General features: G+C 49.1%; 26 protein-coding genes. 15 read left to right on the forward strand and 11 right to left on the reverse strand.

The annotated features are described in order from the left end of the window. Nucleotides 1-6 precede the first annotated feature (6 nt). Nucleotides 7-717 (forward strand): hypothetical protein, encoded by a 711-nt coding sequence (locus tag AR688_RS04275; RefSeq protein WP_068229577.1) that lies wholly within the window; start codon nt 7-9, stop codon nt 715-717. 240 nt (nt 718-957) lie between these two features. Next, complete coding sequence (gene aqpZ, locus AR688_RS04280) at nt 958-1,650, forward strand: aquaporin Z (protein WP_068229579.1); 693 nt, start codon at nt 958-960, stop codon at nt 1,648-1,650. A gap of 42 nt (nt 1,651-1,692) precedes the next feature. Here aqpZ and AR688_RS04285 read toward each other — a convergent pair whose 3' ends face one another. Continuing rightward, the gene (locus AR688_RS04285; protein ID WP_068229581.1) at nt 1,693-3,495 is read right to left on the reverse strand and encodes an ABCB family ABC transporter ATP-binding protein/permease; all 1,803 of its coding nucleotides are present in this window, start codon (nt 3,493-3,495) and stop codon (nt 1,693-1,695) included. 20 nt (nt 3,496-3,515) lie between these two features. Beyond that, on the reverse strand, nt 3,516-3,797 hold the full coding sequence (gene ppnP, locus AR688_RS04290) for a pyrimidine/purine nucleoside phosphorylase (RefSeq protein WP_068229583.1): 282 nt from the start codon (nt 3,795-3,797) through the stop codon (nt 3,516-3,518). A 253-nt stretch (nt 3,798-4,050) separates the two neighbouring features. On the opposite strand from ppnP, the gene AR688_RS04295 reads away from it, so the two are divergent. After that, a complete protein-coding gene (locus tag AR688_RS04295; protein WP_068229586.1) occupies nt 4,051-6,633 on the forward strand; it encodes an ExeM/NucH family extracellular endonuclease in 2,583 nt (860 codons plus the stop codon). A 65-nt stretch (nt 6,634-6,698) separates the two neighbouring features. Here AR688_RS04295 and fadE read toward each other — a convergent pair whose 3' ends face one another. Continuing rightward, nucleotides 6,699-9,167, reverse strand: coding sequence for an acyl-CoA dehydrogenase FadE (gene fadE, locus AR688_RS04300; RefSeq protein WP_068229589.1), 2,469 nt, complete (start codon nt 9,165-9,167; stop codon nt 6,699-6,701). 208 nt (nt 9,168-9,375) lie between these two features. On the opposite strand from fadE, the gene AR688_RS19840 reads away from it, so the two are divergent. Next, a complete protein-coding gene (locus tag AR688_RS19840; RefSeq protein WP_231732012.1) occupies nt 9,376-9,543 on the forward strand; it encodes a class II glutamine amidotransferase in 168 nt (55 codons plus the stop codon). Further along, nucleotides 9,480-9,617 (forward strand): class II glutamine amidotransferase, encoded by a 138-nt coding sequence (locus AR688_RS19845; RefSeq protein WP_231732013.1) that lies wholly within the window; start codon nt 9,480-9,482, stop codon nt 9,615-9,617. Before AR688_RS19840 ends, AR688_RS19845 begins: the two co-directional genes overlap by 64 nt. Here the strand turns inward: AR688_RS19845 and AR688_RS04305 are convergent. From AR688_RS04305 to AR688_RS04340, 8 genes are all read right to left on the reverse strand, one after another. Next, the gene (locus tag AR688_RS04305; RefSeq protein WP_231731954.1) at nt 9,596-10,348 is read right to left on the reverse strand and encodes a DUF3108 domain-containing protein; all 753 of its coding nucleotides are present in this window, start codon (nt 10,346-10,348) and stop codon (nt 9,596-9,598) included. The genes AR688_RS19845 and AR688_RS04305 overlap by 22 nt on opposite strands. Next, entirely contained in the window at nt 10,329-10,979 is a 651-nt protein-coding gene (purN, locus tag AR688_RS04310; RefSeq protein ID WP_068229595.1) for a phosphoribosylglycinamide formyltransferase, read from the reverse strand. Before purN ends, AR688_RS04305 begins: the two co-directional genes overlap by 20 nt. 8 nt (nt 10,980-10,987) lie before the next feature. Continuing rightward, nucleotides 10,988-12,031 (reverse strand): phosphoribosylformylglycinamidine cyclo-ligase, encoded by a 1,044-nt coding sequence (gene purM, locus AR688_RS04315; protein ID WP_068229598.1) that lies wholly within the window; start codon nt 12,029-12,031, stop codon nt 10,988-10,990. A 78-nt stretch (nt 12,032-12,109) separates the two neighbouring features. Beyond that, nucleotides 12,110-12,517, reverse strand: coding sequence for a hypothetical protein (locus AR688_RS04320; protein ID WP_068229600.1), 408 nt, complete (start codon nt 12,515-12,517; stop codon nt 12,110-12,112). Nucleotides 12,518-12,524: 7 nt separating this feature from the next. Beyond that, nucleotides 12,525-13,421: a LysR family transcriptional regulator gene (locus tag AR688_RS04325; RefSeq protein ID WP_068229603.1), complete on the reverse strand. Its 897-nt coding sequence runs from the start codon at nt 13,419-13,421 to the stop codon at nt 12,525-12,527. 23 nt (nt 13,422-13,444) lie between these two features. Further along, entirely contained in the window at nt 13,445-14,410 is a 966-nt protein-coding gene (gene cmoB / locus AR688_RS04330; RefSeq protein ID WP_068229605.1) for a tRNA 5-methoxyuridine(34)/uridine 5-oxyacetic acid(34) synthase CmoB, read from the reverse strand. Between the two features lie 24 nt (nt 14,411-14,434). After that, nucleotides 14,435-15,160, reverse strand: a complete 726-nt coding sequence (cmoA, locus tag AR688_RS04335; protein ID WP_068229608.1) for a carboxy-S-adenosyl-L-methionine synthase CmoA — start codon at nt 15,158-15,160, stop codon at nt 14,435-14,437. Between the two features lie 59 nt (nt 15,161-15,219). Then, nucleotides 15,220-16,056 carry a DUF72 domain-containing protein gene (locus AR688_RS04340; RefSeq protein WP_068229613.1) on the reverse strand — a complete coding sequence of 279 codons (837 nt, stop codon included), beginning with the start codon at nt 16,054-16,056 and terminating at the stop codon, nt 15,220-15,222. A 66-nt stretch (nt 16,057-16,122) separates the two neighbouring features. On the opposite strand from AR688_RS04340, the gene AR688_RS04345 reads away from it, so the two are divergent. From AR688_RS04345 to tolA, 10 genes are all read left to right on the forward strand, one after another. After that, a complete protein-coding gene (locus AR688_RS04345) occupies nt 16,123-18,945 on the forward strand; it encodes a transporter substrate-binding domain-containing protein (RefSeq protein ID WP_068229616.1) in 2,823 nt (940 codons plus the stop codon). An 83-nt stretch (nt 18,946-19,028) separates the two neighbouring features. Next, nucleotides 19,029-20,807 carry an aspartate--tRNA ligase gene (aspS, locus tag AR688_RS04350; protein WP_068229618.1) on the forward strand — a complete coding sequence of 593 codons (1,779 nt, stop codon included), beginning with the start codon at nt 19,029-19,031 and terminating at the stop codon, nt 20,805-20,807. Between the two features lie 64 nt (nt 20,808-20,871). After that, complete coding sequence (locus AR688_RS04355; RefSeq protein ID WP_068229621.1) at nt 20,872-21,615, forward strand: YebC/PmpR family DNA-binding transcriptional regulator; 744 nt, start codon at nt 20,872-20,874, stop codon at nt 21,613-21,615. 13 nt (nt 21,616-21,628) lie between these two features. Further along, nucleotides 21,629-22,153, forward strand: coding sequence for a crossover junction endodeoxyribonuclease RuvC (gene ruvC / locus AR688_RS04360; RefSeq protein WP_068229624.1), 525 nt, complete (start codon nt 21,629-21,631; stop codon nt 22,151-22,153). Nucleotides 22,154-22,187: 34 nt separating this feature from the next. Further along, a complete protein-coding gene (gene ruvA, locus AR688_RS04365) occupies nt 22,188-22,808 on the forward strand; it encodes a Holliday junction branch migration protein RuvA (RefSeq protein ID WP_068229629.1) in 621 nt (206 codons plus the stop codon). A gap of 3 nt (nt 22,809-22,811) precedes the next feature. Next, the gene (gene ruvB, locus AR688_RS04370; protein ID WP_068229632.1) at nt 22,812-23,822 is read left to right on the forward strand and encodes a Holliday junction branch migration DNA helicase RuvB; all 1,011 of its coding nucleotides are present in this window, start codon (nt 22,812-22,814) and stop codon (nt 23,820-23,822) included. Nucleotides 23,823-24,548: 726 nt separating this feature from the next. Then, nucleotides 24,549-24,959 carry a tol-pal system-associated acyl-CoA thioesterase gene (gene ybgC / locus AR688_RS04375; protein ID WP_068229635.1) on the forward strand — a complete coding sequence of 137 codons (411 nt, stop codon included), beginning with the start codon at nt 24,549-24,551 and terminating at the stop codon, nt 24,957-24,959. Beyond that, nucleotides 24,949-25,638 (forward strand): protein TolQ, encoded by a 690-nt coding sequence (gene tolQ / locus AR688_RS04380; RefSeq protein ID WP_068229636.1) that lies wholly within the window; start codon nt 24,949-24,951, stop codon nt 25,636-25,638. Before ybgC ends, tolQ begins: the two co-directional genes overlap by 11 nt. Continuing rightward, nucleotides 25,638-26,069: a protein TolR gene (gene tolR / locus AR688_RS04385; RefSeq protein ID WP_068229639.1), complete on the forward strand. Its 432-nt coding sequence runs from the start codon at nt 25,638-25,640 to the stop codon at nt 26,067-26,069. The genes tolQ and tolR overlap by 1 nt, the downstream gene beginning before the upstream one ends. A 1-nt stretch (nt 26,070) precedes the next feature. Further along, entirely contained in the window at nt 26,071-26,988 is a 918-nt protein-coding gene (gene tolA, locus AR688_RS04390; protein WP_068229642.1) for a cell envelope integrity protein TolA, read from the forward strand.

A 26,988-nucleotide genomic window follows, 5' to 3' on the forward strand; every position in this document is an offset into this window, starting at 1 on the left:
ATTTAAGTGAAACGTATAGCAATACTTGCCTTACTACTCTCTTTTTCTGCGGCGGCTAAGTTTTCTGAAGAAATCGTGTGCGGGACCTATGATGGTTTGGAATACCCTTATAAAAAAATGTTCAAAGGATCTGTGGAAACAGAAATAACGGAAGCTGATGCTGAAGTGAGATATTTCTTTGATATTCTGGGTGAAACGACTTTCGAACAAAGGCAGTGGCTATTCGAGCTTGTTGATAAAGACACAGGTAAATATAAAAAGTCGTTTCCACGCCGCTCGCCATATACAGACAACAAGGTTGCTATAGAACATCAGACTATACAGCCTCATGTGGTATTTACAATCGGTTCTAATACCGTTGCCGGTAGCAACAATGGTGAATTTGGCGGTGAACTGGTTTTAATTGATGAGAATGGCAATGTATCTCACATTGCAGATATGAATGTAGAAGATATTTATCAAATGCCATTTGGTGTGACTGTGACTTCAGGTTTAGCTCATATGGGTTCAAACGTCGGTGACATTCATATTATCCAAGGTGAATTTAAACTCGAAAAGTTTTACGGTTTAGTTGGTGCTCCAAGATCATCATGGTTACTGAGCAATGGTGATTTACTCATCAATAGCCACCCAACAGGTTCTCAAGTCCTTACTAAAGCTGGTTACTTGAAGCGGGTTAAATGTATTACTAACAATTATGTGCCTGCCCGGAGTTAATAGGGCTCTATTCTGGCCGCATTAGCAGCCTGTCTGTTTGTCCATCAGCAAGAAATACTGCTTTATCTGTCATTAACGTTTCGCGCCGATAAGTCGATGTCGTTGAGTTGTTTCTATCTTGCTGTTTCTCAGTGTTCAGAGTATTTTCAATGTGTTGTATGACAGTAATCAGGTTGTAGCGGTGTGCTGGTTTACTGTTTGTGATTTGGAAGTTGGTTAATTAAAACAAGGAAAAACACTATGAGATCTTATGTCGCGGAGTTTATCGGTACTTTCTGGCTGGTGCTGGGAGGGTGTGGCAGCGCTGTATTGGCGGCGGCGTTTCCGGAGTTGGGGATCGGTTTTGCCGGCGTGTCGTTAGCTTTTGGTTTAACAGTATTAACCATGGCTTATGCCATTGGCCATATTTCGGGTTGTCATTTAAACCCGGCGGTATCAATTGGTTTATGGGCCGGTGGCCGCTTTGCGGCGAATCAGTTGTTACCTTATATAGTGTCACAGGTGTTGGGGGCTATAACTGCTGGTGCTGTACTGTATTGCATTGCCACCGGCAAAGCTGGTTTTGATGTATCGGCAGGTTTTGCTTCCAATGGCTATGGCGCGCATTCACCCGGTGGTTACAGCATGCAGGCGGCACTGGTGACGGAAGTGGTGCTGACAATGCTGTTTTTAGTGGTCATTATGGGCGCTACCGACAAACGTGCACCGCAGGGCTTTGCGCCTATAGCGATAGGGCTGTGTTTAACGCTTATTCACCTGATCAGCATACCGGTAACCAATACCTCGGTTAACCCGGCGCGCAGCACCGGAGTTGCTGTATTTGTGGGTGACTGGGCCGTAACGCAGTTGTGGTTATTCTGGTTAGCTCCGATAGTTGGCGCTATAGCAGGGGCATTGATATATCGTTATATCAGTGGGCCCAAAACTGCATAATTATTAGCGCTAGTATTAGCGCTAGCCTGTTGGCAGTTACAATTAGCTTTGTTGTTTTTGTTGTAACTGCCACATGCGGGCATATTCACCGTTGGCGGTCAGCAGTTCGTTGTGGCTGCCTTGCTCTGCCAGCCGGCCTTGTTTTAATACAATAATATTGTCGGCATCGGTAATGGTGGATAACCGATGTGCTATTACCACGCTGGTATGATTACGGGCTACTTCGCGCATGGCTTGTAATATGGCTTGCTCGGACGTTGAGTCGAGCGCTGAAGTGGCTTCATCAAATACCAGAATCGGCGATTTCTTTAAAATAGCGCGGGCAATAGCTATACGCTGCTTTTCGCCACCAGATACTTTTAGCCCGCGCTCGCCTACCTGAGTCGCATCGCCGTGCGGCAGGCTGTTAATAAAGCCGCGCAGGTGTGCTAAGTCTATCGCTTGCTCAACCTCCTGCTCGCTGGCATCGGGGCGGCCATAGCGGATATTGTCGCGTATGCTGCTGTTAAACAGCACAGTGTCTTGCGGCACTATGGCAATAGCGCGGCGCAGGCTGTCCAGTGTAACTGTGCTGATATCCTGATCATCAATGCAGATACTGCCGCCGCTGATACGGTAAAAGCGGTATAGCAGCCGGGCGATAGTGCTTTTACCGGCGCCACTGGCGCCCACAATCGCAACCTTGCTGCCGGGTGGTACCGTAAAACTTAACTGCTGCAAAATAGGGCGTTCATTCTGGTAAGCAAAATCGACCTGCTGGAAACGGATACTGCCGTTAGCAAGCTTCAAGGTGGTGGCATCCGCTGCGTCGGTAATGTCTGGTTTGCGCTTAAGTAAGCCAAGCATATTTTCTAAATCCGTTAACGCCCTGCGGATTTCGCGGTAAACAAAACCTAAAAAGTTAAGCGGTAAAAACAATTGGATCATATAGGCGTTAACCATCACTAAATCGCCCAGCGTCAGCTGTTTACTGACAACTTCGTCTGCTGCCAGCCACATTAATGCAGTAATAGCCGCGGCAATAATCAGTGCCTGGCCCGAGTTTAATGCCAGCAGGCTTAAGCGGTTTTTTAAGCGGGCTTGCTCCCACTTTGCCAGAAAGCTGTCGTAGGTTTGTGCCTCGTAGTGCTCGTTATTAAAATACTTTACCGTTTCATAGTTCAGCAGGCTGTCAACGGCGCGGCTGTTAGTAGTGTTATCGGCCTGATTGGCTTCGCGGGTGTATTTGTTGCGCCACTCGGTAATAACCACAGTAAAAAAGATATACACCGCAACTGCCAACACGGTAACAACGGAGTAAAGCGGCGAGAACAGGGTAGCGAAAATAAGCGCTACCGCGAGAATTTCAAATAAGGTTGGCGCGATATTAAACATTAAAAAGCGCATTAAAAAACTTAGGCCATTGGTCCCGCGCTCAATATCACGGCTAATACCGCCGGTTTGCCGGTCCAGGTGAAACGCCAGCTCTAAACTATGCAGATGCTGAAATACCCGCAGGCCCAGCTTGCGCATGGCATGCTCGGTTACCCGGCCAAACAGGGCGTCGCGCACTTCGCCAAAAAACACACTGGCAAAGCGCAGGCCACCATACAGCAATAACATAGCCAGAGGCACAACCAGCAAATTGTGCTGGCCCTGATCGAGTGCATCGACAATGTGTTTCAGTGCCAATGGCATTAGCAGGGTGGCGGCTTTAGCGGCAACTAATGCCAGTAAAGCCAGCAATACGCGGTATTTAAATTGCCACAGATAAGGCCATAACATGGCCAGTGTCTGTTTCAGGCTGGTTGCTTCAGGTCTTTTCGCGGGTTCAGGTTGTTTAGCAGCAGAGCGCATACCGCGCATATTTGATCCTTGTTACCTCATCAGGCATAGGTGCAAAGGTACGCTGTATCTACCGCTACCTGCAACTGAAACTTACTGTCGGCTGGCACCGAAAAATGCTGGCCGCGGCTAAAGGTTTGCCAGCCGTTTGCTCCCGGCAGTAACACGGTAAGTGCGCCGCTTATTACTGTCATCACTTCATCCTTGCTGGTACCAAACTCATATTCGCCCGGTGCCATTACACCCACTGTTGCCGGTAACTGTTCGCCCTGAAAGGCAATAGAGGCAACTTTGCCATCAAAATACTGGTTCACTTTAAACATATCGGGCTCCGTTAATTAGGGTCTGACACAGTAAACCTGATCCTGACGCCAGATGGAAGTAGTGCCTTAAAATTAGATGGCTTTACGTCTATTTAATTTACATGTTGATGTAAAACAGCTGGTTAGTGCTGTGTAAATTTTATTGACGGTTAGATGTAAGAAAATAAGCGAAATTAAGCAGATAAAGTTAATGAATCTGCCATAAAAGCGCTTTATATTCAGATGTCCTTAATAACACCTCCAGGGAGAACACATGAAAATCAGGACGCTATCAGCAACTATCGCCATGTTATTGGCACCGGCAGTAAATGCCGAATTGTTTATTTCCGAATATGTAGAAGGCTCAAGCAATAATAAAGCGTTGGAGTTGTATAACCCAACCAATAATACAATTGCATTAGATACTTACAGCATTCAGGTCTATTTCAATGGCAATACTAACGCAGGCACCACTATTAATCTTACTGGCAGTATTGCTGCAGGGGCAACCTTTGTTATTGCCGATAACGACTCGGCAGCAGAGTTATTAGCATTAACAGATTTGCAGGTAACACAAAGCCTGTGGAATGGTGACGATACTATTATATTGAGTAAAAATGGTGTCGTGCTGGACTCAATAGGCCAGTTAGGTGTTGACCCAGGCTCTGCCTGGGGCTCAGGTAGTATTACCACCGCGAATGATACGCTGCGCCGTGCCGCTGTTAGTTATGATACCAACCCAAATGACAGCTTTGACCCGGCTGCGCAGTGGCTGGGCTTTGCCCAGGACGATTTCAGTGACATCGGCTTATTTAATGGTGAAGGCGGTGGCCCGGGTGATCCTGATCCAGAGCCGGAACCGATATTAGCTTGTGGTGAGGCAGCAACGCCGATTTATGCTATTCAGGGCACAGGCATGGCAAGCCCGCTGGTGGGCGAAGTGGTGCAGGTTGAGGCGGTGGTAACGCAAACGCTACCAGGTTTACGCGGCTACAATATTCAGGCCCTTGCTGCAGAGCAGGATAATGATCCGGCCAGCTCAGAAGGGGTGTTTGTTTATGTTAACACTACAGATATTAATGTAACGCCGGGCCAGCGTGTGCGCTTACAGGCAACTGTTGCTGAGTTTAACGGCCATACCCAACTGACAAATGTTAGTGCCAGCCTTGATTGCGGCAGTAGCCCCTTACCTGCGCCGACCCCGTTTAGTTTACCGGTTAGCAGCCTGACCGAGCTTGAAGCCGTAGAAGGCATGCTGGTTAGCTTTGAGCAGCCACTAATGGTAAACGATACGTTCACCCTTGGCCGCTTTGGCGAGCTGACATTAGCCAATGGCCGGCGTTATACGCCAACTCAGGTTGTAGCACCGGGTGCCGATGCTATTGCACTGGCGGCAGAGCATGCGCTGAACAAAATTGTGCTGGATGATGCCAGCACTGCGCAAAACCCGGTTACAGTACCTTATCCAACGGGTGGTTTGTCGGCGGCGAATGTGGTGCGTAGCGGTGATACGGTGCTTAACCTTACCGGTACTGTGCATTATGGTTTTAATGAATACCGCATTATGCCAACTCAAAGCGTTAATTTTATTCACAGCAACCCCCGCCCGGCGGCACCGGAACTGGCCTCAGACGGCAATATCAAAGTTGCCAGCTTCAACGTGCTGAATTACTTTAATGGTAATGGCACCGGAGGTGGCTTCCCGACGGCACGCGGTGCCGACAGTATGCTGGAGTTTGAACGTCAGCGCGCTAAAATCCTCGCCGCTATGGTGGCAATGGATGTCAGCGTTATTGGCCTGATGGAAATTGAAAATGACGGTTACAGCGACACCTCAGCTATTGCTGATCTGGTGCAGGGTTTGCGTGCAGCTTCAGGCAACAGCAGCTGGCAATATGTCAGTGCAGCAGGCCCGGTGGGTACAGATGAAATAGCGGTAGGGTTGATCTACCGTGCTGATCAGGTGCAGCCTGCAGGCGAGCTGCTGATCCTTGATTCAGTAAATTCAGCTAAAGACGGCCAGGGCGTGGCTTTGTTTGATGATGGCAGTAACCGGCCTATGCTGGCACAGCGTTTTAACCTGGTAGAGAATAACGCTGAGTTTGCCGTGATGGTTAACCACTTAAAATCTAAAGGCTCGTCTTGCGGTGCTACAGATCCGGATACCGGCGATGGCCAGGGTAACTGCAACCTGACACGTACCCGTGCAGCTGAGGCAATCGGTATTTTTGCTGCAGAGCACTTTGCCGATATTCCGGCAGTGGTAATGGGTGACTTAAACGCTTATGCCAAAGAAGATCCTATCACTACGCTGGCAGAGGCTGGTTATATCAACGTGTTTGAAGCCTTGGGCAAAGTACCTGGCCATGGTTATGTGTTCTCTGGCTTATCGGGTTCACTGGATCACGCCTTGCTTAATGACATGGCGTTGCAGTATCTGGCAGATGCTACTAAGTGGAATATTAACGCCGACGAGCCGATAGCGCTGGATTATAACATCGAGTTTAAATCACCCCAGCAGCAACTAGACTACTATGCAGCTGATGCATACCGCTCGTCAGATCATGATCCGGTAATCGTATCGTTTAACTTGGCAGGGGCTTTACCACCACTGGACGCCAGCCTGGAACTGTTACGCACAGTGCGTGCCCGTTTTGGCATGAGCTTAGTACAACTGAACTGGAGCGGCGATGCGACAGGGTTAACTCTGTATCGTGACAATGAAGCGGTACGTGATTTAACCGCGCCAGGGCGCATTAACGATAACTTCCGTTCTGAAGCGCCAAGCGTGACCTATAAAATTTGTCAGCAGGCCACAGCCAGCTGTTCAGCTGAATTAGTGGTGAACTTTAACTAAGTTTATTGCTGTAAATAAAAACGCCGGCGTGAAAACCGGCGTTTTTTTATTAGTTAAAAACTAACTTAGGCAGCCTGATCTTTCTCTACAGCACCTGCACCTTGCTGGGTCAGAGTTTTATCTGCAGCCAGATACTCAGGGTCAAAGTCATCAACATTAATGGCAAATAAACGGCCACGCTCTGCAACCCGCAACTGCTCTGCTTCGGCTTCGCTAATAACTTTTAGCTGCAAACCTAACTCAGCAACTTCATTCAGACGATAGAACGGCATACGCTTACCTGCAGCATGGGTAACCTTATCAAACACCGGTTCAGCGGCCAGAACATCCAGCAATGCCTGCTCCATTAAACCTAACTGATTTAACGGTTCGTTTTTCAGGTATAAATGGTGGCCCAGGCGTGAACGTGCTTCGCCCGGTGTTTGCATAATGCGGGCAACTTTGTGCTCAATAACATCTGACGCTTTGCGTAAGGTGCGGCCCCACGGGAATACCACCCGTTTTAATACCACACCGATTACACGGTTCGGGAAGTTATCAAACAGCTCATTCAGTGCCAGCTGGGCTTTAGCCAGATTGTCTTCACAGGCCCACTGTACCAGCGGTAAATCGTCAATTTTACGACCTTCGTCGTTGTAGCGCTTTAACACTGCTGATGTCAGATACAACATACTTAAAATATCACCCAGACGGGCAGAGATACGCTCGCGACGTTTTAAATCGCCACCCAGAGTACCCATAGCAACATCCGACATCAGCGCTAATGCGGCACTAAAGCGGTTCATCTGCTTATAGTATTTTGCAGTTGCATCGCCATAAGGCGCGCTGCTAAAAGCACCGCCGGTTAATGACAACCAGAAGGTACGGAAGAAATTACTGATAGCAAAGCCAATATGGCCAAACAGCGCTTTATCAAAGGCTGTTACTGCTGCGCCCTGATCGTCTAACTGGGCAGCTTGCAATTCGGCCAGTACATAAGGGTGGCAACGAATAGCACCCTGACCGTAAATAATCATATTACGGGTTAAAATATTAGCGCCTTCTACTGTAATGGCTACCGGAGCACCCTGATAACCGCGCGCCAGATAGTTGTTAGGGCCCATACAAATGCCCTTGCCACCGTGAATGTCCATCGCATCAATGATGGCCTGACGCATCCGCTCTGTCATATGGTATTTGGTAATGGCTGAAATTACTGATGGCTTCTCGCCTAAATCTATCGAGCCAACCGACATCGTGGTAGACGCATCAGCCATATAGGCATAGCCACCAATACGGGCCATTGCTTCTTCCACACCTTCCATTTTACCAATCGGCAATCTGAACTGGCGACGGATGCGGGCATAAGCGCCAGTGGCCATAGCTACGGCTTTAATACCGCCGGTGCTGTTCGATGGCAGGGTGATGGCACGGCCAACAGACAAACACTCTACCAGCATACGCCAGCCCTGGCCGGCCATTTTTGCGCCACCGATAATGTAATCCAGCGGGACAAAAATATCTTTACCCTGGGTAGGGCCGTTTTGAAACGGCACATTTAGCGGAAAGTGACGGCGGCCAATTTTTACACCCGGAGTGCTGACAGGAATAAGCGCACAGGTAATGCCAAGCTCTTCTTTATCACCCAGCAGTTTTTCCGGGTCATACAGTTTAAATGCTAAACCCAGCACAGTCGCAATAGGGGCCAGCGTGATATAGCGTTTGTCCCAGGTCAGGCGCATACCAATCACTTCTTCGCCTTCCCACTGGCCCTTACAAATAATACCGGTATCAGGAATAGCACCGGCGTCTGAGCCGGCTTCCGGGCTGGTTAGAGCAAAGCAAGGCACTTCCAGGCCTTTGGCCAGGCGGGGTAAGTAATGTTTTTTCTGCTCATCAGTACCGTAGTGTTGCAGCAGTTCGCCCGGGCCTAATGAATTAGGTACACCAACGATGCTGGATAGCACCATGCTCTTGCTGGTCAGTTTTTGCAGCACACAAGATTGCGCATAAGCCGAAAACTCCAGACCACCATATTCTTTTTTGATGATCATGGCGAAGAAGCCTTTGTCTTTTAAATACTGATAGACTTCAGGTGTCAGATCAGCACGTTCATGTGTGGTGTGCCAGTCATCCATTATGGCCAGCACTTCTTCTACCGGGCCATCAAGGAAGGCCTGCTCTTCGGCACTTAAACGCGGCACCGGAAAGTTATGCATTTTGTGCCAGTCCGGGTTGCCACGGAATAAGTCAGCTTCCCACCAGGTTGTACCGGCGTCGATAGCTTCTTTCTCAGTGCTGGACATTTCCGGCATGATTTTCCGGTACACTTTCAGCAGTGGTTTAGTAAGGTATTGCTGGCGCACTGCGGCAATATTCAGCGGCAGCGCAATCAGTAAAAATACTATCCAGCTTACTGCGCCAACAACATCTAATGCAGTACCTGTTGCCAGTATTACTGCGATAACGGCGGTAAACATTGTTAAGCTGGCGCGGTTATACGCCAGTACGCCAATTGCGGCGATAAGTACCGCACAAAGAACTAACCCTTCCATTTTTTTCTCCCAATGAGAGGTCTGACCACTATGCGGTTAGAGTAAAACGCTTTGGCTAAAGTTGCAAGCCTAAAAGCAGTGGTTGCACAAAGTGATTGTCAACTTTAGCCGCAACTCTTAGGCTATTACGTTTAAGCATAGCCGTTTGGCTCAATTTCGCCGCAGCACTTTAACTCAGTTAAGGACGCGTATGTGTGAATTACTTGGTATGTCGGCTAATGCGCCAACGGATATTTGTTTTAGTTTTAAAGGCTTAAAAGAGCGGGGCGGGCACCTTGCAGGATTGCCCGGCTGTCGGATATTGATGTGGATATTGATTTTAGCCGTGAAACCACACCCAATGATGTGGTCACTATTATTGCTATCGGGCCACTGACCAATAATGAGCAGTGGCATAAGATGCAAGCAGGGGAGAGCCAGCTGTTTCGCTATGGCGAACCGCTGGCCTGAACTGAGGGTGTCAGATCCAGTTTGTGCAGTTGTACGTCGAACTGCTCAACATTGTCTTCACCGCGCCATAAGCGCACCAGCATGTAATCCAGCTCTGGTGCTACCCAGGCGTAAATCTGTTTGTCGCTGTTTTCTTCAATGCGGGCGATACGTAAGGTTTTAATATTGCCATAAGGCAGCGGCAGCATTTCTTCGGCCACCACTTTATAGTGATAAGGCTTGCTATCGCCGTGCCGGTTTAGCACGTTGTAGGTAAATTCGGTTTTACCGGCGCGTAAATCCAGTACCAGTTGCATCTGATAACTTATCTGATCCAGCCAGTCGTTCTGCCAATCAGTTGCTTTGGGCTTACGCGCTTTGCCTTCACTTAATACTTTGGCAACAGGGTCGAGGTTTAGCTCGTAGTAGCGGTTTGGGCCAGTGCCGGAGCGCGTCATGACATAACGCAGTGGCTGAATAGCACCATCGGTTACGGTAAAGTCAGATATTTCCTGGCGTTTATCAGAGAATATCATCCAGCTGATATCACTGCTGTAACCCAGTTGATAGCCTTGTTCTGTGTTTTTTAAATAACGGTTGGCTTCACCATGTTGTTTACCTGCACGATACACTAAGTAATCGGCATTAAAACTGCTTAACGGTACGGTTTCAGCACCGGTTGCGCTGCAAAAGAGTGTCGTTATTACAACAAAAGGCGCCCATAAGCGCCAGCTAGTCTTCGTCTTCATCATTGGCATAACCGTTGGCTGCTAATACATTGCCATCTAACCATGCCTGATCTGAGTGCTGTTGTAAACGGTTTTGGCAAAACCAGCGTACAACCAACGGATAAATCCGGTGTTCCTGTTCATGTACCCGCTCGGCAAGGCTTTGCGCGTCATCATCGGCAAATACCGGCACTTTAGCCTGCAAAATAACCGGGCCGCCATCAAGCTGTTCGGTAACAAAATGCACGCTACAACCATGTTCACTATCACCGGCGTCAATAGCTCGCTGGTGTGTTGTTAAGCCCTGATATTTGGGTAAAAGCGAAGGGTGAATATTAAGCAGGCGGCCACTAAAATGTTGTACAAAAGCCGGCGTAAGAATACGCATAAAGCCGGCTAATATCACCAGGTCAGGTTTATGCTGCTCAATGGCATCAGCCAGTGCCAAATCATATTTGTCGCGGCTGGCGTAACTTTTATGGCTCAGTACCTGCGTGCTGATACCGGCTTCACTGGCCCGTACCAGCCCGTAGGCATTAGCTTTATTTGAAATCACGGCACTGACTTTACCAGGGATAAAACCACTGCTGCAGGCGTCAATAATGGCCTGCAGGTTTGACCCGCTGCCGGAAATCAGTACTACGATAGATTTCATCGGTTGCCTTATTCGTTAATAATAACCAGCTCATCACCTGCAGCTGCAGACTGAATTTCACCTAAGTGCCACACAGTTTCGCCGGCATCACGCAGTATGCTGATGGCCTGTTGCAGTTTGTCCTGTGGTACCACTACCAGCATGCCAACACCACAGTTAAAGGTGCGGTACATTTCGTGGCGGCTGATATTGCCCTGCTGTTGCAGCCAGTTGAAAATGGCCGGCCACTGCCAGCTGGTGCCGTCAATAACGGCTTTGGTATTTTCCGGCAATACACGCGGAATATTTTCCCAAAAGCCGCCGCCGGTGATATGACACAGCGCATGTACCGGGGTTTGCTTAAACAGGTTAAGCAGGTTTTTTACATAAATGCGGGTAGGCTCCAGCAGGTGATCTGCCAGGGATTTGCCTTCCAGCATAGTATCCGGGTTCTGACCGCTAACTTCCAATACTTTACGGATTAACGAAAAACCGTTGGAATGCGGGCCGGAAGAGGCCACGGCGATTAATTGATCGCCCGGTTGTACTTTACTGCCATCGATAATATCGGCTTTTTCTACTACACCGACACAGAAACCGGCGATGTCGTAATCTTCACCATGGTACATGCCTGGCATTTCTGCGGTTTCGCCGCCAACCAGCGCACAGCCAGACTGATAACAGCCTTCAGCAATACCGTTAACGACTGCTGAGGCAGTGTCGACATCCAGTTTGCCGGTGGCGTAATAGTCGAGGAAAAACAGCGGCTCTGCACCTTGTACCACCAGGTCGTTAACACACATGGCCACCAGATCAATGCCAACGCCATCATGGCGTTTTAAATCCATCGCCAGGCGCAACTTGGTGCCTACACCGTCAGTGCCTGATACCAGCACCGGCTCTTTATAACCGGCCGGAATTTGGCACAGGGCGCCAAAGCCACCTAAACCACCCATAACTTCAGGGCGACGTGTGCGTTTGACGGCGCCTTTAATACGTTCAACCAACGCATTACCTGCGTCAATATCAACTCCGGCGTCTTTGTAGCTTAACGATGTTTTCTGCTCGCTCACGGCAATCCTCGAATGACTGAAAGTGGAAAGGCTAAAAATTGGCGGCATTTTACCTGCTTAACGCCGCCGACAAAAGCCTTACTGCATAGCATTTGCCATTGCCTGCTTTACATAGTCATATAAACTGATGCTGTTGTCGCGGGTAAACTTGTGGTAACACACTGAAGCAAATGGAAATTCTTTATCGTTCAACCGTATATAAACAAAGGGCGCTTCGCTGTCGCTCTGATCATGTTGCCAGTGGCCGCCAACATTGGCGATAAACAACTCGCCAATATAAGCACCGATAATGTTACATAAGGTAAACACCACCTCGGCTGAGTGGCGCTGCTTTTGTTCCCGGCTGTTTAATTCTGCCAGCAGAACATCAATTTGCTGCAGGCTGTCTATGCTGTGATCCAGCGTTAATTGGTGCTCTTCTGCGGCATATTTTACCGCGTCTGCGGCCGCGGCCTGCATTAAGTTATTCAGTTCTTGTTGTTGCATAATTGCCTCAGGATTTTTGATGAGCGGCCAGAATTAACTGGCGTAATTGTTTACTGCCGGGGCCAAGCGTTTCTTCTTTGGGCGCTACCAGCGATATGGTTGCTATGCGTTCGCTGCTTTGGTTCAGGCTAAGTTGTACCAGAGTGCCACGGGCAATATAGTCTGTCACCATAAAATCCGGCAACCAGCAAAAGCCTAACCCCAGCTGCAAAATTTCTATCGCCTCAAAGAAGTTATCTACTGTCCAGCGTTGCTCCGCGCGCAGCCAACCGATATTTTCCTGCGGTTTCTGTGCGGTGTCGCGGATCACCAGTTGCAAATGTTGGCTCAGCTCATTTTGGTCAATATGGCTTGCCGTGGCTAACGGATTATTGCTACCGGTTAGCGGAATAAAGCGGGTATGGCATAAATGTTCGCCCAGGTAGCCTTTAGGAATCACAGCCGAAGCGGCTATAACCAGATCGGCACGTTTTTGCTGGATAATTTCTGCCGTGCCGGTAATAACGCAATCGATAAGCTGGATGCGGCTGCCGCGGCTAAGCGGATAAAACGCCGCCAGCGCTTCATTTAAATAGCGTCGCGGGTAGGCCAGTTCTACTGCAATACGGATTTCCGGTTCCCAACCCTGGTCGATATTGGCGGCCAGCAATTCCAAATCTTCCACTTGCTGCGTCAGTAGCCGCGAGCGGCGCAGCATCACTTCACCGGCGTCGGTCAGATAGGCTTTGCGGCCGCGTACTTCCAGCAACTCAACACCAAGCTGGGTTTGCAATTTTGCTACAGCATGGTTCAGGGATGACTGGCTTTTATTTAGCAGCTCTGCCGCCTGCGCATAGCCACCGGCATCGACCACCGCTTGCAAAATGCGCCATTGCTCCAGAGTTGAACGTGGACGGTAGGGCATAACGGGTGTGCGCTCCTGTGGCGTTATACGTTGGCGACGATCACCGCCCGAAGCGGCGCCGGATAACCTTCTATGGTTTTACTATGATCAGTTGCATCGAGAAAATCAATTAAACTTTCGTTTTCCATCCAGTCGGTTTTGCGCTGCTCGTCTAAGCTGGTGCGGTTTAGATCCACCAGCCGCACATTGCTAAAGCCTAACCTTTGCAGCCAGTGCGTTAGCGCAGCAACGCTGGGAATAAACCAGACATTGCGCATCTTGGCGTAACGCTCGCCGGGCACTAATACCGTATGTTCGTCACCTTCTACCACTAAGGTCTCCAGGATCAACTCGCCACCCGGGCGCAGTTGGTTTTTCAGCTGTTGCAGAAAATCCAGCGGTGAGCGGCGGTGGTACAACACGCCCATTGAGAATACGGTATCAAACTGTTTCAGTGATGGCATCTCGTCTATCCCAATCGGGATCAGATTAACTGCCGGGTCGGGATTAAAATGTTTAATTGCCTGAAACTGGGCATAAAACAGCTGCGATGGGTCTATGCCGACGACAAAGTCTGCGCCTTCACCGCGCATACGCCACAGGTGATAACCACTGCCACAGCCTACATCCAGTACAGTGCGCTTTGCCAGCGGAGCAATATGCGGCAGTACCCGGTCCCATTTAAAGTCAGAGCGCCATTCGGTATCGATATCAATACCATGGATCCTGAACGGGCCTTTGCGCCAGGGTTTTAACTGCTGCAGCAAATAGCGGATCTGCTGTACTTCACCGCTGCTGATATCGTCTGCGGTACCAAACTGCACTGCGCTTTTCAGCTCAGTAAGCGTGGGCCTGGTTGCCGGCAAATTAGTAATTACTTTTTGCCACTGTTTAAAGTCGCCATGCAGAGCGTCTTTGCTCCAGGCTGCCAGCTGCGCAGGTAACGTCTGTAACCAGCTGTGCAGTTTATTACTGGCCAGTTGAGCGTAAAAAGGCGTGAAATCGAGCATAGCTAACCTTATCTAAGAGTGGCCTTATTTAATTGCGACCATGGAGCAGAAATTAAAACACTGAAACCACAAGGTTTGGCTGGTAAAGCCGGCTTGCTGCAAGCGTTGCTGGTGTTCCGGCAGAGTGTCGGGTTTCATCACATTTTCCAGCGCGCTGCGTTTTTGGCTGATTTCCAGCTCGCTGTAGCCGTTGGCGCGTTTAAAGTCGTGGTGTAACTCCACCAGTAAGTCGTTTGTCAGCTGGTCGTTGTTGATAAACTTTTCCGACAGGAGCAATAAACCACCGGGTTTTAAGCCCTGATACACGCGGTTAATCAGGGTGTTGCGATCTTCTTTGGGTAAAAACTGCAAGGTAAAGTTAATCACCACTATGGCGGCCTGTTCAATCGGTTGCTGGCGAATATCAGCCAGTTTTACTTCAACCGGTATGTCGGAACGAAACGCCTGCAAATGCCGCTCGCAACGTTCTACCATGGCGCTGCTGTTATCTACCGCAATAATACGGCTGTTAGCTGCAGTAATATTACGTCGCATCGCAAGGGTGGCGGCGCCTAATGAACAGCCGAGATCGTAGTAATTGCTGTCGGCTTGTTGAAAGCGGCCGCTAAGCTTGCCAATGGTTTGAATAATCGTTTGATAGCCCGGCACAGAGCGTTGGATCATGTCAGGAAATACATCTGCCACCTGATCGTCAAAGCGAAAATCCTGAATATGAGCCAGTGGTTCGGCGAAAATAGCATCTTTTTGCATAAAAACTTGTCGGTAGGAAACAGTGTAAGTGGCGCTATTTTACCTTAAATACCGCAAAACTACAGCAAGCTGAATTGCTGCTCGCCAGGCCAGGGGTCCAGACAGCTGTGAGGGTAGGCTAAATCCTGTGCAAACTGGCGGCATAACTGCGGCGCTAAATGGTTATCCGGCGTATGAAAAAAACAAAACGGGCTTTTGCCTTCATCCAGCCATTGCTGCACTTTGCTTAACCATGGCTGATAAAACTGCCGGTTTAGCGCCATATCATCGGTAGCGATAAAGCGCAGCACCGGTGTTTGACTGAAGCTTATCGCATGCACCGGCACCCGTGGTTTCTTGGCCTGGGCATCTGTTAACGCCTGAGTAGTTGCCGGTACTGAGAATAAGGCTCTGCTGTCAATAACCACGCGCTCAGCGCCATAATGTTGCAGCATCTTGTGCAGTTGAATTTCATATTGGCCTTTGTCAAAAAAGGCCGGATGGCGTACTTCCAGCGCACAGCGGCACTGCTGGCTAATCTGTTCAACCAGGGTACTGATATAGCTAAAGTCGGCCGGACCGGTGCGGGCGGGTAGTTGCAGGTGCACCAGTGCCAGTTTCTGCCCAAGCACTGCCATACGTTTAAGCCAGTCTTGCAACTGCTGCAGGCTGTCTGCGCCGCCATGATGGCTGATGCGCTGCGGCACTTTTAACACAAAGCGATAGTGGTCGGGTGTGTCTTGCTGCCAGCGTTGTAACGTATCATCTGAAGGATCAGCATAGAAGGTGGTATTGCCTTCAGCACTGTTAAAATAACGGGCATATTGCGGCAAAAAGTCGGTTGCTTTGGCATCTCTGGTGTAGATGGCATTTTTCCATTTGGGGTTGGCCCATACCGGGCAGCCGAGATATAACATAGGTGACTTGACCTTACTCCTGAGGCGGCGTACAACTAACAGACTAAAGCTGGGAAGCATAACATAATGATTGGCAAATCTATCTTAGCTGTGTTGCTGATATTCTCGCTGGTACACTTTGATGTGTCTGCAACTGGTTTGCCCTCCAGGCTGCAGGTAGCATTAAGTTCCGACTCTTATCCTTATATGTTTATCAACAATGAAGGTGAACTGGCAGGCCTGGCGGTAGATTACTGGCGCGAAGTGGCGCGGCAGGAAAATATCCAGATAGATTTTATTGCTGCCGACTGGCCAGACACGTTAAAGCTGTTGCAGCAAGGTGAGGTGCAACTGCACGGTGCCATGGCAAGCACACCAGAGCGCCGTGCTATGTTTAAGCTGACAGAGCTGAATATCGACGCCTTTAGTAATATCTATGTCATGCGCGATTTAATGGGTGTTAACTCGTTAACTGACTTACAGCCCTTTGTAATCGGCGTGGTAGAAAATACCGGCCATTTGTCAGCCTTAAAGCAGCAACTGCCGCAAGGCAATTTTATGTATTTTTCTAATGTTACGGCTTTATATCAAGCCGCCTTGGATGGCAAGGTAGCCGCTTTTACCGGCCTTGACCGGCTGTCGGCTCAATATCCGGGTTATGAAGAACTAAATCGCAAATTCCCTTTATACCGGCGTATTGCGCTACGGCGTATGGAGTTGGCATTCGCGGTTATGCCGGGCAATGATGCGCTGGCACAGCAGTTGGCAGATGCAACCGCGCGGCTTAACCGTAGTTTTATTGATGAGCTGGAAAGACGCTGGCTGGGCGTGCCGGCACAGCAGGATACCTTGCTGCTTGGCGTGTCTATTGATAACCAGCCGTATATGCATGTGTCGCTGCAGGGCGAGGCACAGGGCCTGTTTGTTGATATGTGGCAGCTGTGGTCTGAACAAACCGGCACAAAAATCGCTTTTGTACCGGACTCTTCGTTTAATAATCTGAGTAATTTGCAAAAAGGCCGGATTGATGTGGTGGTGGCTTTTCCAGACAACAAGGGGCTGCCCGACAATTTGCTGGATGCACATCAGCTATACAGCTTTAATTCAGAATTTTTCAGCCTGGCCAAATTACAGTTGAAGCACTTAGACGACAGCAGCACCGGTAAAGTGGGGGTGTTTGAAAATGCACCCTATGTAGCCGAGTTGCAGGCGCGTTATCCACAATTAGCGTTTGTAAGGTATCGCACCCTGAACGAGATGCTGGATGCCTCCTTAAGCGGATATTTACTGGGTTTTTTTGGTGCTTCAGCCACTATGCCAATGCGTTTACAGCAGTTAAACATGTGGGATAGTTTTAGCAAGCTTGAATCAAGCGGCGTCAGCTCGCCGTTGTACAGCCTGGTCAGGGCAGATAAACCTGAGTTGGCAGAGCATATCCGACAGGGTTTTGTTGCGCTTAAGCTTGATACACTGGAACAGGCAGAACAACGTTGGATCACAGATAAATCGCAGCATTATTTTGCCGCTTTTCGCGACAAAGTGCCGTTATCAGCAAAAGAAACAGACTGGTTGAGTAACCATAGCAAGTTGCGTGTTGGTATGCTCAGCGACTGGGCGCCGATGGAGTTTGTTGACGAAAATGGCAATCCTGCCGGAGTTACCGTGGATATGTTTAACTTGCTTAGCCAGCGGATGAACATTGATTTTGATATCACCGTTTACAGCCAGTTCGACGTTATGCTGGCTGATCTGCAGCAGAAAAATCTCGACCTTATTGCCAACGTTTCGCAGCGCGAAGATCGTAAAAGTTATGCGGTATTTAGCGATGAGTTCTGGTCAATACAGTGGGCGACTATCAGCCGGGGCGATGAGGCTACCGTACTCAGTACGGCTGATCTGAATGGTAAACGGGTAGCAATTTATAAAGACTATCAACTGGCTAAACATCTTAACGACGTTTATCCGCAAATTGACGTAAAGCCTGTTGTTGATTTGCGCCGTGCTCTGGATTTGCTGCTGCAACATGAGGTCGATTTTGTCATCGACTCTGTCGAGGCAGCCAGTGAAATGCTGCGCCAGACTGGTTACATGTATCTGCGTGTACAAGTACTGGATGATTTACCGTCTTATCCTTCACTGATAGCTGTACGCAACGATTACCCGCCGCTATTAGAGATCCTGAACAAGGGCCTGCGCAGCATTGGCCAAGCGGAACGGCAACAGTTGTATCAAAAGTGGTTTAGTTTTCAGATAACACAGGGCATTAATAAAGCTCAGTTTAACCGCATGATGTGGCAGATTGGTGGCGCAGCGCTGGTGCTGTTGACATTTTTTGTGCTTTGGAATTTGTCATTGCGTAAAGAAGTACGCCTGCGCCGGCAGGCTGAACAAAAAATGCGTTTTATGGCCACACATGATGATTTAACGCAGTTACCTAACCGCGGCCTGATTAAAGAGCGGATAGAACAGGCTTTATTACAACATGCCCGGCACAATGAAATTCTGGCACTGCTATTTATCGATCTGGACGGCTTTAAAGAAGTCAACGATCTGTATGGCCATGATGTAGGCGACGAACTGCTGCTGAAACTCGCTTTGCTGCTCAAAGAAGCTGTCAGAAAAAGCGATACCGTTGCCCGCTTTGGCGGCGATGAATTTGTTGTGTTGCTCACCGGCCTGCTTAGCCGCGAAGATGCCGCTATAGTTGCAGAGAAAATGCTACACCAGTTAAGCCAAGCGGTCACCTTATCGGTTGGTGAAGTTCAGGTAGGTGCCAGCATTGGCATTGCAGTATACCCTGATGATGGTACCGACAGTGCTAAACTGCTGAAAGTAGCCGATAGCCTGATGTATCGGGTTAAGCAGCAGGGCAAGAATCAGTATTGTTTTTCCCGATCGGTGTTTTCGTAAGCGGGCAGTGACATTAGGCGTCATTTCTATATAATTAGCCGTCATTTTAGTGCCGCTGATTAGCAAGGTAGAAGGAAGGTTTAATGCGTAGCCATTATTGTGGTTTATTAACCGCACAACATGTTGGGCAACAAGTGTCTTTATGCGGCTGGGTTAACCGGCGCCGCGATCTGGGTGGTTTGATTTTCTTAGACTTGCGTGACCGTGAAGGCATGGTGCAGGTGGTCTGCGACCCGGATTTAAAAGACCTGTTTGACGTTGCCTATACACTGCGCAATGAATTTTGTATTCAAATCAAAGGCCAGGTGCGGGCACGACCAGACTCGCAAATTAACAAAGATATGGCTACCGGCGCGGTAGAAGTGTACGCCAGCGAACTTATTATCCTCAATAAAGCTGCACCTTTGCCGCTGGACTCTAACCAAAACAACAGTGAAGAGCAGCGCTTAAAGTACCGCTACCTTGACCTGCGCCGGCCGCTGATGAGTGAGCGATTAAAGTTTCGCGCTAAAGTCACCAGCTTTGTGCGTAACTTTATGGACAGCCATGGCTTTATGGATGTCGAAACACCCATTTTAACTAAAGCTACACCCGAAGGCGCGCGTGACTACTTAGTACCAAGCCGCACCCACAAAGGCGAGTTTTTTGCCCTGCCGCAATCGCCGCAGTTGTTTAAACAACTACTGATGATGTCGGGCCTGGATCGCTACTATCAAATTGTAAAATGCTTCCGCGATGAAGATTTACGGGCTGATCGCCAGCCGGAATTTACCCAGATCGATATTGAAACCTCTTTTATGAGCGCAGAGCAGGTCATGGAAGTGACCGAGCAGATGGTTGTACAAATGTTTAATCAGTTACTGGGTGTCGATTTAGGTAAGATGCCACGCATGCAGTATTGGGAAGCGATGCGGCTGTATGGCTCAGACAAACCTGATTTACGTAACCCGATGCAGTTTGTTGATGTCGCCGACTTACTCAAAGACGTTGAATTTAAAGTATTCTCCGGCCCGGCTAATGATGCCAAAGGCCGGGTAGTAGCCCTTAAAGTACCCGGTGCTGCCGAAAAAGTATCGCGTAAAGATATCGATAACTACACCAGCTTTGTTGGCATTTACGGTGCCAAAGGCTTAGCCTGGATGAAGGTGAATGATGTTGCCTCAGGCGCGGATGGCGTGCAATCGCCGGTGGCGAAGTTTTTAACGCCGGAGATTATCAGCACTATTATTGCCCGCACTGGTGCTGCCAACGGCGATTTAATTTTCTTCGGTGCCGATAGCTATAAAGTGGTGTGTGAAGCAATGGGCGCGCTGCGCTTAAAGCTGGGTGAAGACTTAGGCATTACTCAGCCTGGCTGGAAACCGTTGTGGGTAGTGGACTTCCCGATGTTTGAAGAAAACGACGACGGCAGTTTTTCTGCTGTACATCACCCTTTTACCTCGCCACTGGATACGGCGGCGTTTTTAAACACTGCCAATAACGAGCTTGAGCTGGGTAAACTGCTGTCTAACGCTTACGATATGGTGTTAAACGGCACTGAGTTAGGCGGTGGTTCGGTGCGTATTCACAGCGCCGACGTCCAGGCTAAGGTATTTACCTTGTTGGGTATCAGCGATGAAGAAGCCAGCGAAAAGTTTGGTTTCTTACTGGAAGCGTTAAAATACGGCACGCCGCCGCACGCCGGTTTAGCTTTCGGCCTGGACCGTCTGGTTATGCTGATGACCGGCGCCACTTCAATACGTGATGTGATGGCGTTCCCGAAAACCGCCACTGCTGCTTGTCCGTTGACTGATGCCCCGGGCGCTGCTAACCCGGCGCAGCTGGCAGAGCTTGGCATCGCCGTGGTAGCTAAAGCAGAATAAGTTTTACTATTTTTACCTGCAATACCGTGGCAGCAATCTTGCTGCCACAACTAAGGAGTAACTGATGGCCGGCCATAGTAAATGGGCGAACATGAAGCATCGCAAAGCCCGTCAGGATGCGAAAAAGAATAAAATTTTTACCAAGATTATCCGCGAGCTAACCGTCGCTGCCCGCTTAAACCCTGATGTTACTGTCAACCCGCGGCTGCGTTTGGCGGTGGATAAAGCCCTGTCAGAAAATATGACCCGCGATACGATAGATCGCGCGATTAAACGCGGTGCCGGTGCCAGCGAGGGTGAAAACTACGAAGAGCTGGTATATGAAGGCTACGGCCCGAATGGCGTAGCGGTGATTGTAGAAACCATGACCGACAACCACAAGCGCACCGTGGCCGATGTACGCCATGCGTTCACCAAGGCCGGTGGCAGCCTGGGTACCAGTGGTTCGGTAGCCTATTTATTCAGCCGCCGTGGCGTACTGATATTTGCCCCGGGCGTGGATGAAGATAGTCTGATGGAAGCCGCGCTAAACGCCGGTGCCGAGGATATTATCAGTCATGATGATGGCAGCTTTGAAGTACTGACCGCTACTGAGCAGTTTAATGATGTGAAAGACGCCCTGATAGCCGCTGGTTTTATGCCGGATAGCAGCGAAGTAACCCTGATACCTGCAACCCGTGCTGAAGTCGATGCAGATCATGTAGCAGCGTTTTTTAAAATGCTCGACCAATTGGAAGACTCAGACGATGTGCAAAACGTGTATCACAATGCCGATATCAGTGACGAGCTGATGGCAGAGCACAGTTAAGCGTGGCGCAACAGTGAATATTATTCTGGGCATTGACCCGGGCAGCCGTTTAACCGGCTACGGCGTTGTGCGCCAGGTGGGCATGAAGTTTGAGTATGTTGCCAGCGGCTGTATCCGCCTGACCACTACTGATTTACTGCCCGAGCGCTTACTGGATATTTTCAACGGCGTCAGCGAAATTATCAGCCAAACCCAGCCGACTATTTTTGCCATTGAGCAGGTGTTTATGGCGCGTAATGCTGACTCTGCCTTAAAGCTGGGCCAGGCACGTGGCGCGGCCATAGTCGCGGCCAAACACGCCGGGCTTGAGGTATATGAATACTCAGCGCGCCAGGTAAAACAGTCGGTAGTCGGCACCGGTGCGGCCGATAAAGCCCAGGTACAGCATATGGTGCGCACCTTATTAAAGTTACCGGCCAACCCCCAGGCTGACGCCGCCGATGCGCTTGCAGTCGCCCTGTGTCATGGGCATACTCAGCAGAGTTTAATCAGTTTGGCCGGTCAGGCGCGCAAAACCGTGCGCGGCCGGTTACGCTAAGCGGATTTATCACCTTATTCTATAAGCAGACCTTATGATTGGACGTTTACGCGGTATTCTGTTGGAAAAGCAGGCGCCGGATCTATTAATAGAAGTAGCCGGTGTCGGCTATGAAGTACAGCTGCCGCTGACCAGTTTTTATCAGCTGCCGGCTACCGGCGTTGAAGCCACTATCTATACCCATTTCGTTGTGCGCGAAGACGCCCAGTTGTTATATGGCTTTGTTAATCAAAGTGAGCGCGCGCTGTTTCGCCAATTGATCAAAGCCAACGGTGTAGGCCCCAAACTCGCCCTGACCATATTATCCGGTATGACCGCGCAGCAATTTGTCCGCTGCGTACAACTTGATGATGTCAGCACCCTGGTGAAATTACCCGGCGTGGGCAAAAAAACCGCAGAGCGTTTAGTGGTAGAAATGCGCGATCGGTTAAAAGATTGGGGCATAGCACCTAACACGCCAATTACCGATGGCTTAATGCTGCAGGACGATGAAGCGATTTTCAGCCCGGAGCAAAGTGCAGAGCAAGATGCTGCCAGCGCGCTGGTATCGCTGGGTTACAGCCAGCTGCAGGCGGATAAAGCCGTGCAAAAGGTAAAACAAAGCGGCATGAGCAGTGAGCAGCTGATTAAAGCGGCGCTGCGGAGCATGATGTAAACCATGATAGAAGCTGATCGTTTAATTCAAACCAGTGCCACCCGTGAAGACGAGGTAATTGACCGCGCGATAAGGCCAAAAACTCTGGCCGATTACACCGGGCAAGAGCATGTCTGTCAGCAGATGGCGATTTTTATCGAAGCCGCCCGCGGCAGAGGCGATCCGCTGGACCACCTGCTGATCTTCGGCCCGCCGGGTTTGGGTAAAACCACGCTGGCGATGATAGTTGCCAACGAAATGGGCGTGAATATTAAAACCACCTCCGGCCCCGTGCTGGAAAAAGCCGGTGACCTGGCGGCGCTACTGACCAACCTTGAGCCAAACGATGTACTGTTTATTGACGAGATCCACCGTTTAAGCCCGGTGGTGGAAGAAATTCTCTATCCGGCGATGGAAGACTATCAGTTGGACATTATGATCGGCGAGGGCCCTGCGGCGCGCTCAATTAAGCTGGATTTACCGCCTTTTACCTTAGTGGGTGCTACCACCCGTGCCGGTGCTTTAACGTCACCGCTGCGCGACCGCTTTGGCATAGTACAGCGGCTGGAGTTTTATAAAGTGTCAGAGTTAACGCAGATCATTCTGCGCTCGGCGCATTTTCTTAATTTAGTGCTGGATGAAGCCGGCGCGGCTGAAATTGCCAGACGTTCACGCGGCACGCCCCGTATTGCCAACCGCTTGCTGCGCCGTGTCCGCGATTATGCCCAGGTTAAAGCCAATGGTGAGGTAACTGTAGAGATTGCATCGCAAGCACTGCTGATGGTTGATGTGGATGCCGAAGGCTTCGATTATATGGACCGCAAACTTATTTTGGCCATTATTGAAAAATTTATGGGTGGTCCGGTGGGGTTGGATAACTTAGCCGCTGCCATTGGCGAAGAAAAAGATACCATTGAAGATGTCATCGAGCCGTTTTTAATTCAGCAGGGTTTTATTCAGCGTACCCCGCGTGGCCGTATTGCCTCGCCACGGGCGTATCAGCACTTTGGCTTTGACTTACCGCAAACAGATTAAGCTGAAGGAAAGTATCCACTAACTGGCTGGTGCTGCAGCTAGGCGACAAGTTAAAGTGCAATACGAGCATAGTGGACTATGTGAGTGTTGCGCTTTAATGTCGGCAACAACGCTGCAGTGCGAGCCAGGACGTGGATAAAAAAAAGCCCGCTCAGGGAGCGGGCAACAAGTTGAAGGAGTGCTTCAAAAAATCCAGGGAACATGCTTAAACAGCAACAAAATTTGGTAAGAACACAAATCTCGCTACCAAATGATCTTCACTAAAGTGCGGTAACTTCTTGCCTCACTCTTGCGCTAGCTCAGAACACAGGTGTAATAATAAGGATTTGGAGTAATTACTTCAAACGAGAAAATTTAGTACGCGAGCATTAAAAAAACTAATACTTGTTCGGGGCAGCTTAGTGTAAAATTTCACCGCCCCCTAAAGAGGCATCCTTGCAAACGCACTGTTCATGTGGGGTTAATCTTAAGCATGGAAGATACAGCACATTACTTTTTATCAGGCTTTCATAGTTGTTGTAGAGCTAAGTGTATCTGGCATATAGAGTTAAATGAGGCATAAAAAATGTATTTTTTACGGAACCTCATAAAATTATATGGGTCAACAGAAACAAATGAAAATTACAAGTAGCTGATGAAGAAAAATATAGTTGCCGTTCTGCTTGTCGGGCAATTGAGTTAGTGTCCCGGCTTACTTATCATATGCAGTAATTAAAGCGAATGCTCATGTCAGAAACAGTCTTTACATTCCCTGTGCGTGTGTACTATGAAGATACCGACGCCGGAGGAATAGTTTATTATGCTAATTATTTAAAATTTTTTGAGCGAGCGCGCACCGAGTGGTTGCGCGCACTGAGTATTGAGCAGGATTTGTTATTGTCAAATAATGTCGCTTTTGTTGTTACACAAGTTTTAATGGATAACAAAAAGCCAGCTAGATTTAATGAATTATTGACGGTATCGAGTCAAATCAGTACCTTAAAGCAAGCTAGTATAGTTTTTAAGCAAAGTATTCATAATAGTGCGGCAGACTTGGTCTGTTCAGCGCATATTAAAGTAGCCTGTATTTCATTACAGGAGATGAAGGCCAGGGCTTTTCCGGCCGAAGTTTCAGAGGTGTTAGCGCGTGGCAGGTGAAATTTCTATTTTAAGTTTGTTGATCGAAGCCAGTTTTGTTGTGCAACTGGTTATGCTGATTTTACTGGCGATGTCAGTAATGTCATGGACTATGATTTTCCGCCGGCGTAAAGCGTTAAGTGAAGCAGTGGTTGAAGCAAAGAAGTTTGAAGATAAGTTCTGGTCAGGTGTCGATTTAGCTAAATTGTATAACGAAGTCAGTGCCAGAGCATCAAACAATGGTTTAGAAACTCTGTTTAAAGCTGGCTTTAAAGAGTTTGCCCGGTTGCATAAAACGAATAGCCGTCAACCTGCAGCCGTAATGGAAGGTACGCAGCGTGCGATGCGTGTTGGTTTGTCCCGCGAGGTAGAACGGCTGGAAATGCACTTGCCGTTTTTAGCCACTGTTGGCTCTATCAGCCCTTATATCGGTCTGTTTGGCACGGTATGGGGTATCATGAACTCATTTATCGCCTTAGGTGCTGTAGAACAAGCTACGCTGGCAATGGTAGCTCCGGGTATTGCCGAAGCACTTATTGCTACGGCTATTGGTTTATTTGCGGCTATTCCGGCAGTAATTGCTTATAACAAGTTCTCTCATCAGGTAGAGATGCTTGAGAGCAGTTATGCCAACTTTGTTGAAGAGTTTGCCAACATTCTGCACCGGCAGGCGGTATCTAACGGCGGAGAAGCTGCCTGATGTATGTTCGTAAAAAACGTCGTCTGAAGGCTGAAATAAACGTAGTGCCTTATATCGATGTTATGTTGGTGCTACTGGTGATTTTTATGGTAACAACGCCGCTGATTACTCAGGGCGTGAAGGTAGAATTGCCTAAGTCAGCAGCAGAGCCGATAAAGCAGATGCAAGACGGTAAAACGCCGCTTGTGGCAACGGTAGACCAGGACGGTTTGTACTATTTTGAGAAAGACGGTAAACAGCAAGGGCCATTTACGGCAGCTGAGTTAACTGTTGAGGTGGCCAGCTGGCTGAAAATAGAGCCGGGTACGCAAGTGATAGTAAAGGGTGATCGTAAAGTTAGTTATGATGCTGTTATCCGCCTGATCAATGTGCTTAAAGGTGCTGGTGCACCCTCTGTTGGACTGATGACAGATAACGTGGATTCAAACTGAGATGGCTGTTGCAATAGATCCACAATTGGCAAAATCGCTTGGCCTGCATCTGGCTATAGTGATATTGCTGGTTTTTGGCGCTGACTTTTCCAGTACGCCCGAGATGGTGAACGTTAGTCTGGAATCTGAAGGCAAAGCACCGGTTGAAGCCGTTGCGATAGATGAACAGCAATTAAATAACCGGGTGCAGCAAATGCAGCAAGAGCGTGATAACGCTCGTGCAGCTGAAGAAAAACGTATTCGTGATCTGGAACGCCGGGCACAGCAGGCCGAAAAAAACCGCGCTGAAGAAGAGGCGCGTTTAAAGCGGGTAGCGGCGGAAAAACGCCAGGCAGATGAAGAAGCGAAAAAGTCTAAAGCCGCTGCTGCTGATGCGAAAAAGCAGCAGGAGCAGGAAGCTGCCAAGGCGCGCGAAGCTGAACAAGCCAGAATAGCGAAAGAGCAGGAACGGAAAAAAGCAGAAGATGCTGCCAAAGCTGCTGAGCAAAAACGTAAAGCTGAGCAGGAAGCCGCAGAAAAAGCCGCTGCAGAGCGGGCACGCCAGGCTGCAGAAGCTAAAGAGCGCGCTGAGCAGGAAAGAGCCATGCAGGAACAAATGGCAAAAGAAGCGCAGGCTCGTTCAGCCGCGAGGGCAAGGCAGGCCGCAACAGAAGTACAGCGCTATACGGCATTGATCCGCGATGCAGTGCAACGTAACTTGCTGGTCGATGAAAGTATGCGTGGCCGCTCATGCCGGATAAATATCCGCTTAGCGAGCAATGGTTTTGTTACCAGCGTTGGCGTGATTAGTGGTGATAAAACAGTATGTGACGCCGCTGTGCGGGCTGTGAACCGCGCTGGTACTTTACCTGTGTCGCCAGACCCAGATGTGTATAACCAGTTGAAAGATATTAACTTAACGGTGAGTCCAGAATTTTGA

The organism is Rheinheimera sp. EpRS3, from assembly GCF_001513785.1.
Classification (GTDB): domain Bacteria; phylum Pseudomonadota; class Gammaproteobacteria; order Enterobacterales; family Alteromonadaceae; genus Alishewanella.

Coding starts and splice junctions, on each gene's coding strand:
- AR688_RS04295 (WP_068229586.1), top strand. CDS start 4,051: ATGAAAATCAGGACGCTATCAGCAACTATCGCCATGTTATTGGCACCG.
- AR688_RS04305 (WP_231731954.1), bottom strand. CDS start 10,348: ATGATGAAGACGAAGACTAGCTGGCGCTTATGGGCGCCTTTTGTTGTA.
- ybgC (WP_068229635.1), top strand. CDS start 24,549: ATGTCAGAAACAGTCTTTACATTCCCTGTGCGTGTGTACTATGAAGAT.
- ppnP (WP_068229583.1), bottom strand. CDS start 3,797: ATGTTTAAAGTGAACCAGTATTTTGATGGCAAAGTTGCCTCTATTGCC.
- ruvA (WP_068229629.1), top strand. CDS start 22,188: ATGATTGGACGTTTACGCGGTATTCTGTTGGAAAAGCAGGCGCCGGAT.
- aspS (WP_068229618.1), top strand. CDS start 19,029: ATGCGTAGCCATTATTGTGGTTTATTAACCGCACAACATGTTGGGCAA.
- tolR (WP_068229639.1), top strand. CDS start 25,638: ATGTATGTTCGTAAAAAACGTCGTCTGAAGGCTGAAATAAACGTAGTG.
- AR688_RS04345 (WP_068229616.1), top strand. CDS start 16,123: ATGATTGGCAAATCTATCTTAGCTGTGTTGCTGATATTCTCGCTGGTA.
- cmoA (WP_068229608.1), bottom strand. CDS start 15,160: ATGCAAAAAGATGCTATTTTCGCCGAACCACTGGCTCATATTCAGGAT.
- tolA (WP_068229642.1), top strand. CDS start 26,071: ATGGCTGTTGCAATAGATCCACAATTGGCAAAATCGCTTGGCCTGCAT.
- fadE (WP_068229589.1), bottom strand. CDS start 9,167: ATGGAAGGGTTAGTTCTTTGTGCGGTACTTATCGCCGCAATTGGCGTA.
- AR688_RS04320 (WP_068229600.1), bottom strand. CDS start 12,517: ATGCAACAACAAGAACTGAATAACTTAATGCAGGCCGCGGCCGCAGAC.
- ruvB (WP_068229632.1), top strand. CDS start 22,812: ATGATAGAAGCTGATCGTTTAATTCAAACCAGTGCCACCCGTGAAGAC.
- AR688_RS04340 (WP_068229613.1), bottom strand. CDS start 16,056: ATGTTATATCTCGGCTGCCCGGTATGGGCCAACCCCAAATGGAAAAAT.
- AR688_RS04355 (WP_068229621.1), top strand. CDS start 20,872: ATGGCCGGCCATAGTAAATGGGCGAACATGAAGCATCGCAAAGCCCGT.
- AR688_RS04325 (WP_068229603.1), bottom strand. CDS start 13,421: ATGCCCTACCGTCCACGTTCAACTCTGGAGCAATGGCGCATTTTGCAA.
- cmoB (WP_068229605.1), bottom strand. CDS start 14,410: ATGCTCGATTTCACGCCTTTTTACGCTCAACTGGCCAGTAATAAACTG.
- aqpZ (WP_068229579.1), top strand. CDS start 958: ATGAGATCTTATGTCGCGGAGTTTATCGGTACTTTCTGGCTGGTGCTG.
- purN (WP_068229595.1), bottom strand. CDS start 10,979: ATGAAATCTATCGTAGTACTGATTTCCGGCAGCGGGTCAAACCTGCAG.
- AR688_RS19840 (WP_231732012.1), top strand. CDS start 9,376: ATGTCGGCTAATGCGCCAACGGATATTTGTTTTAGTTTTAAAGGCTTA.
- AR688_RS04285 (WP_068229581.1), bottom strand. CDS start 3,495: ATGCGCGGTATGCGCTCTGCTGCTAAACAACCTGAACCCGCGAAAAGA.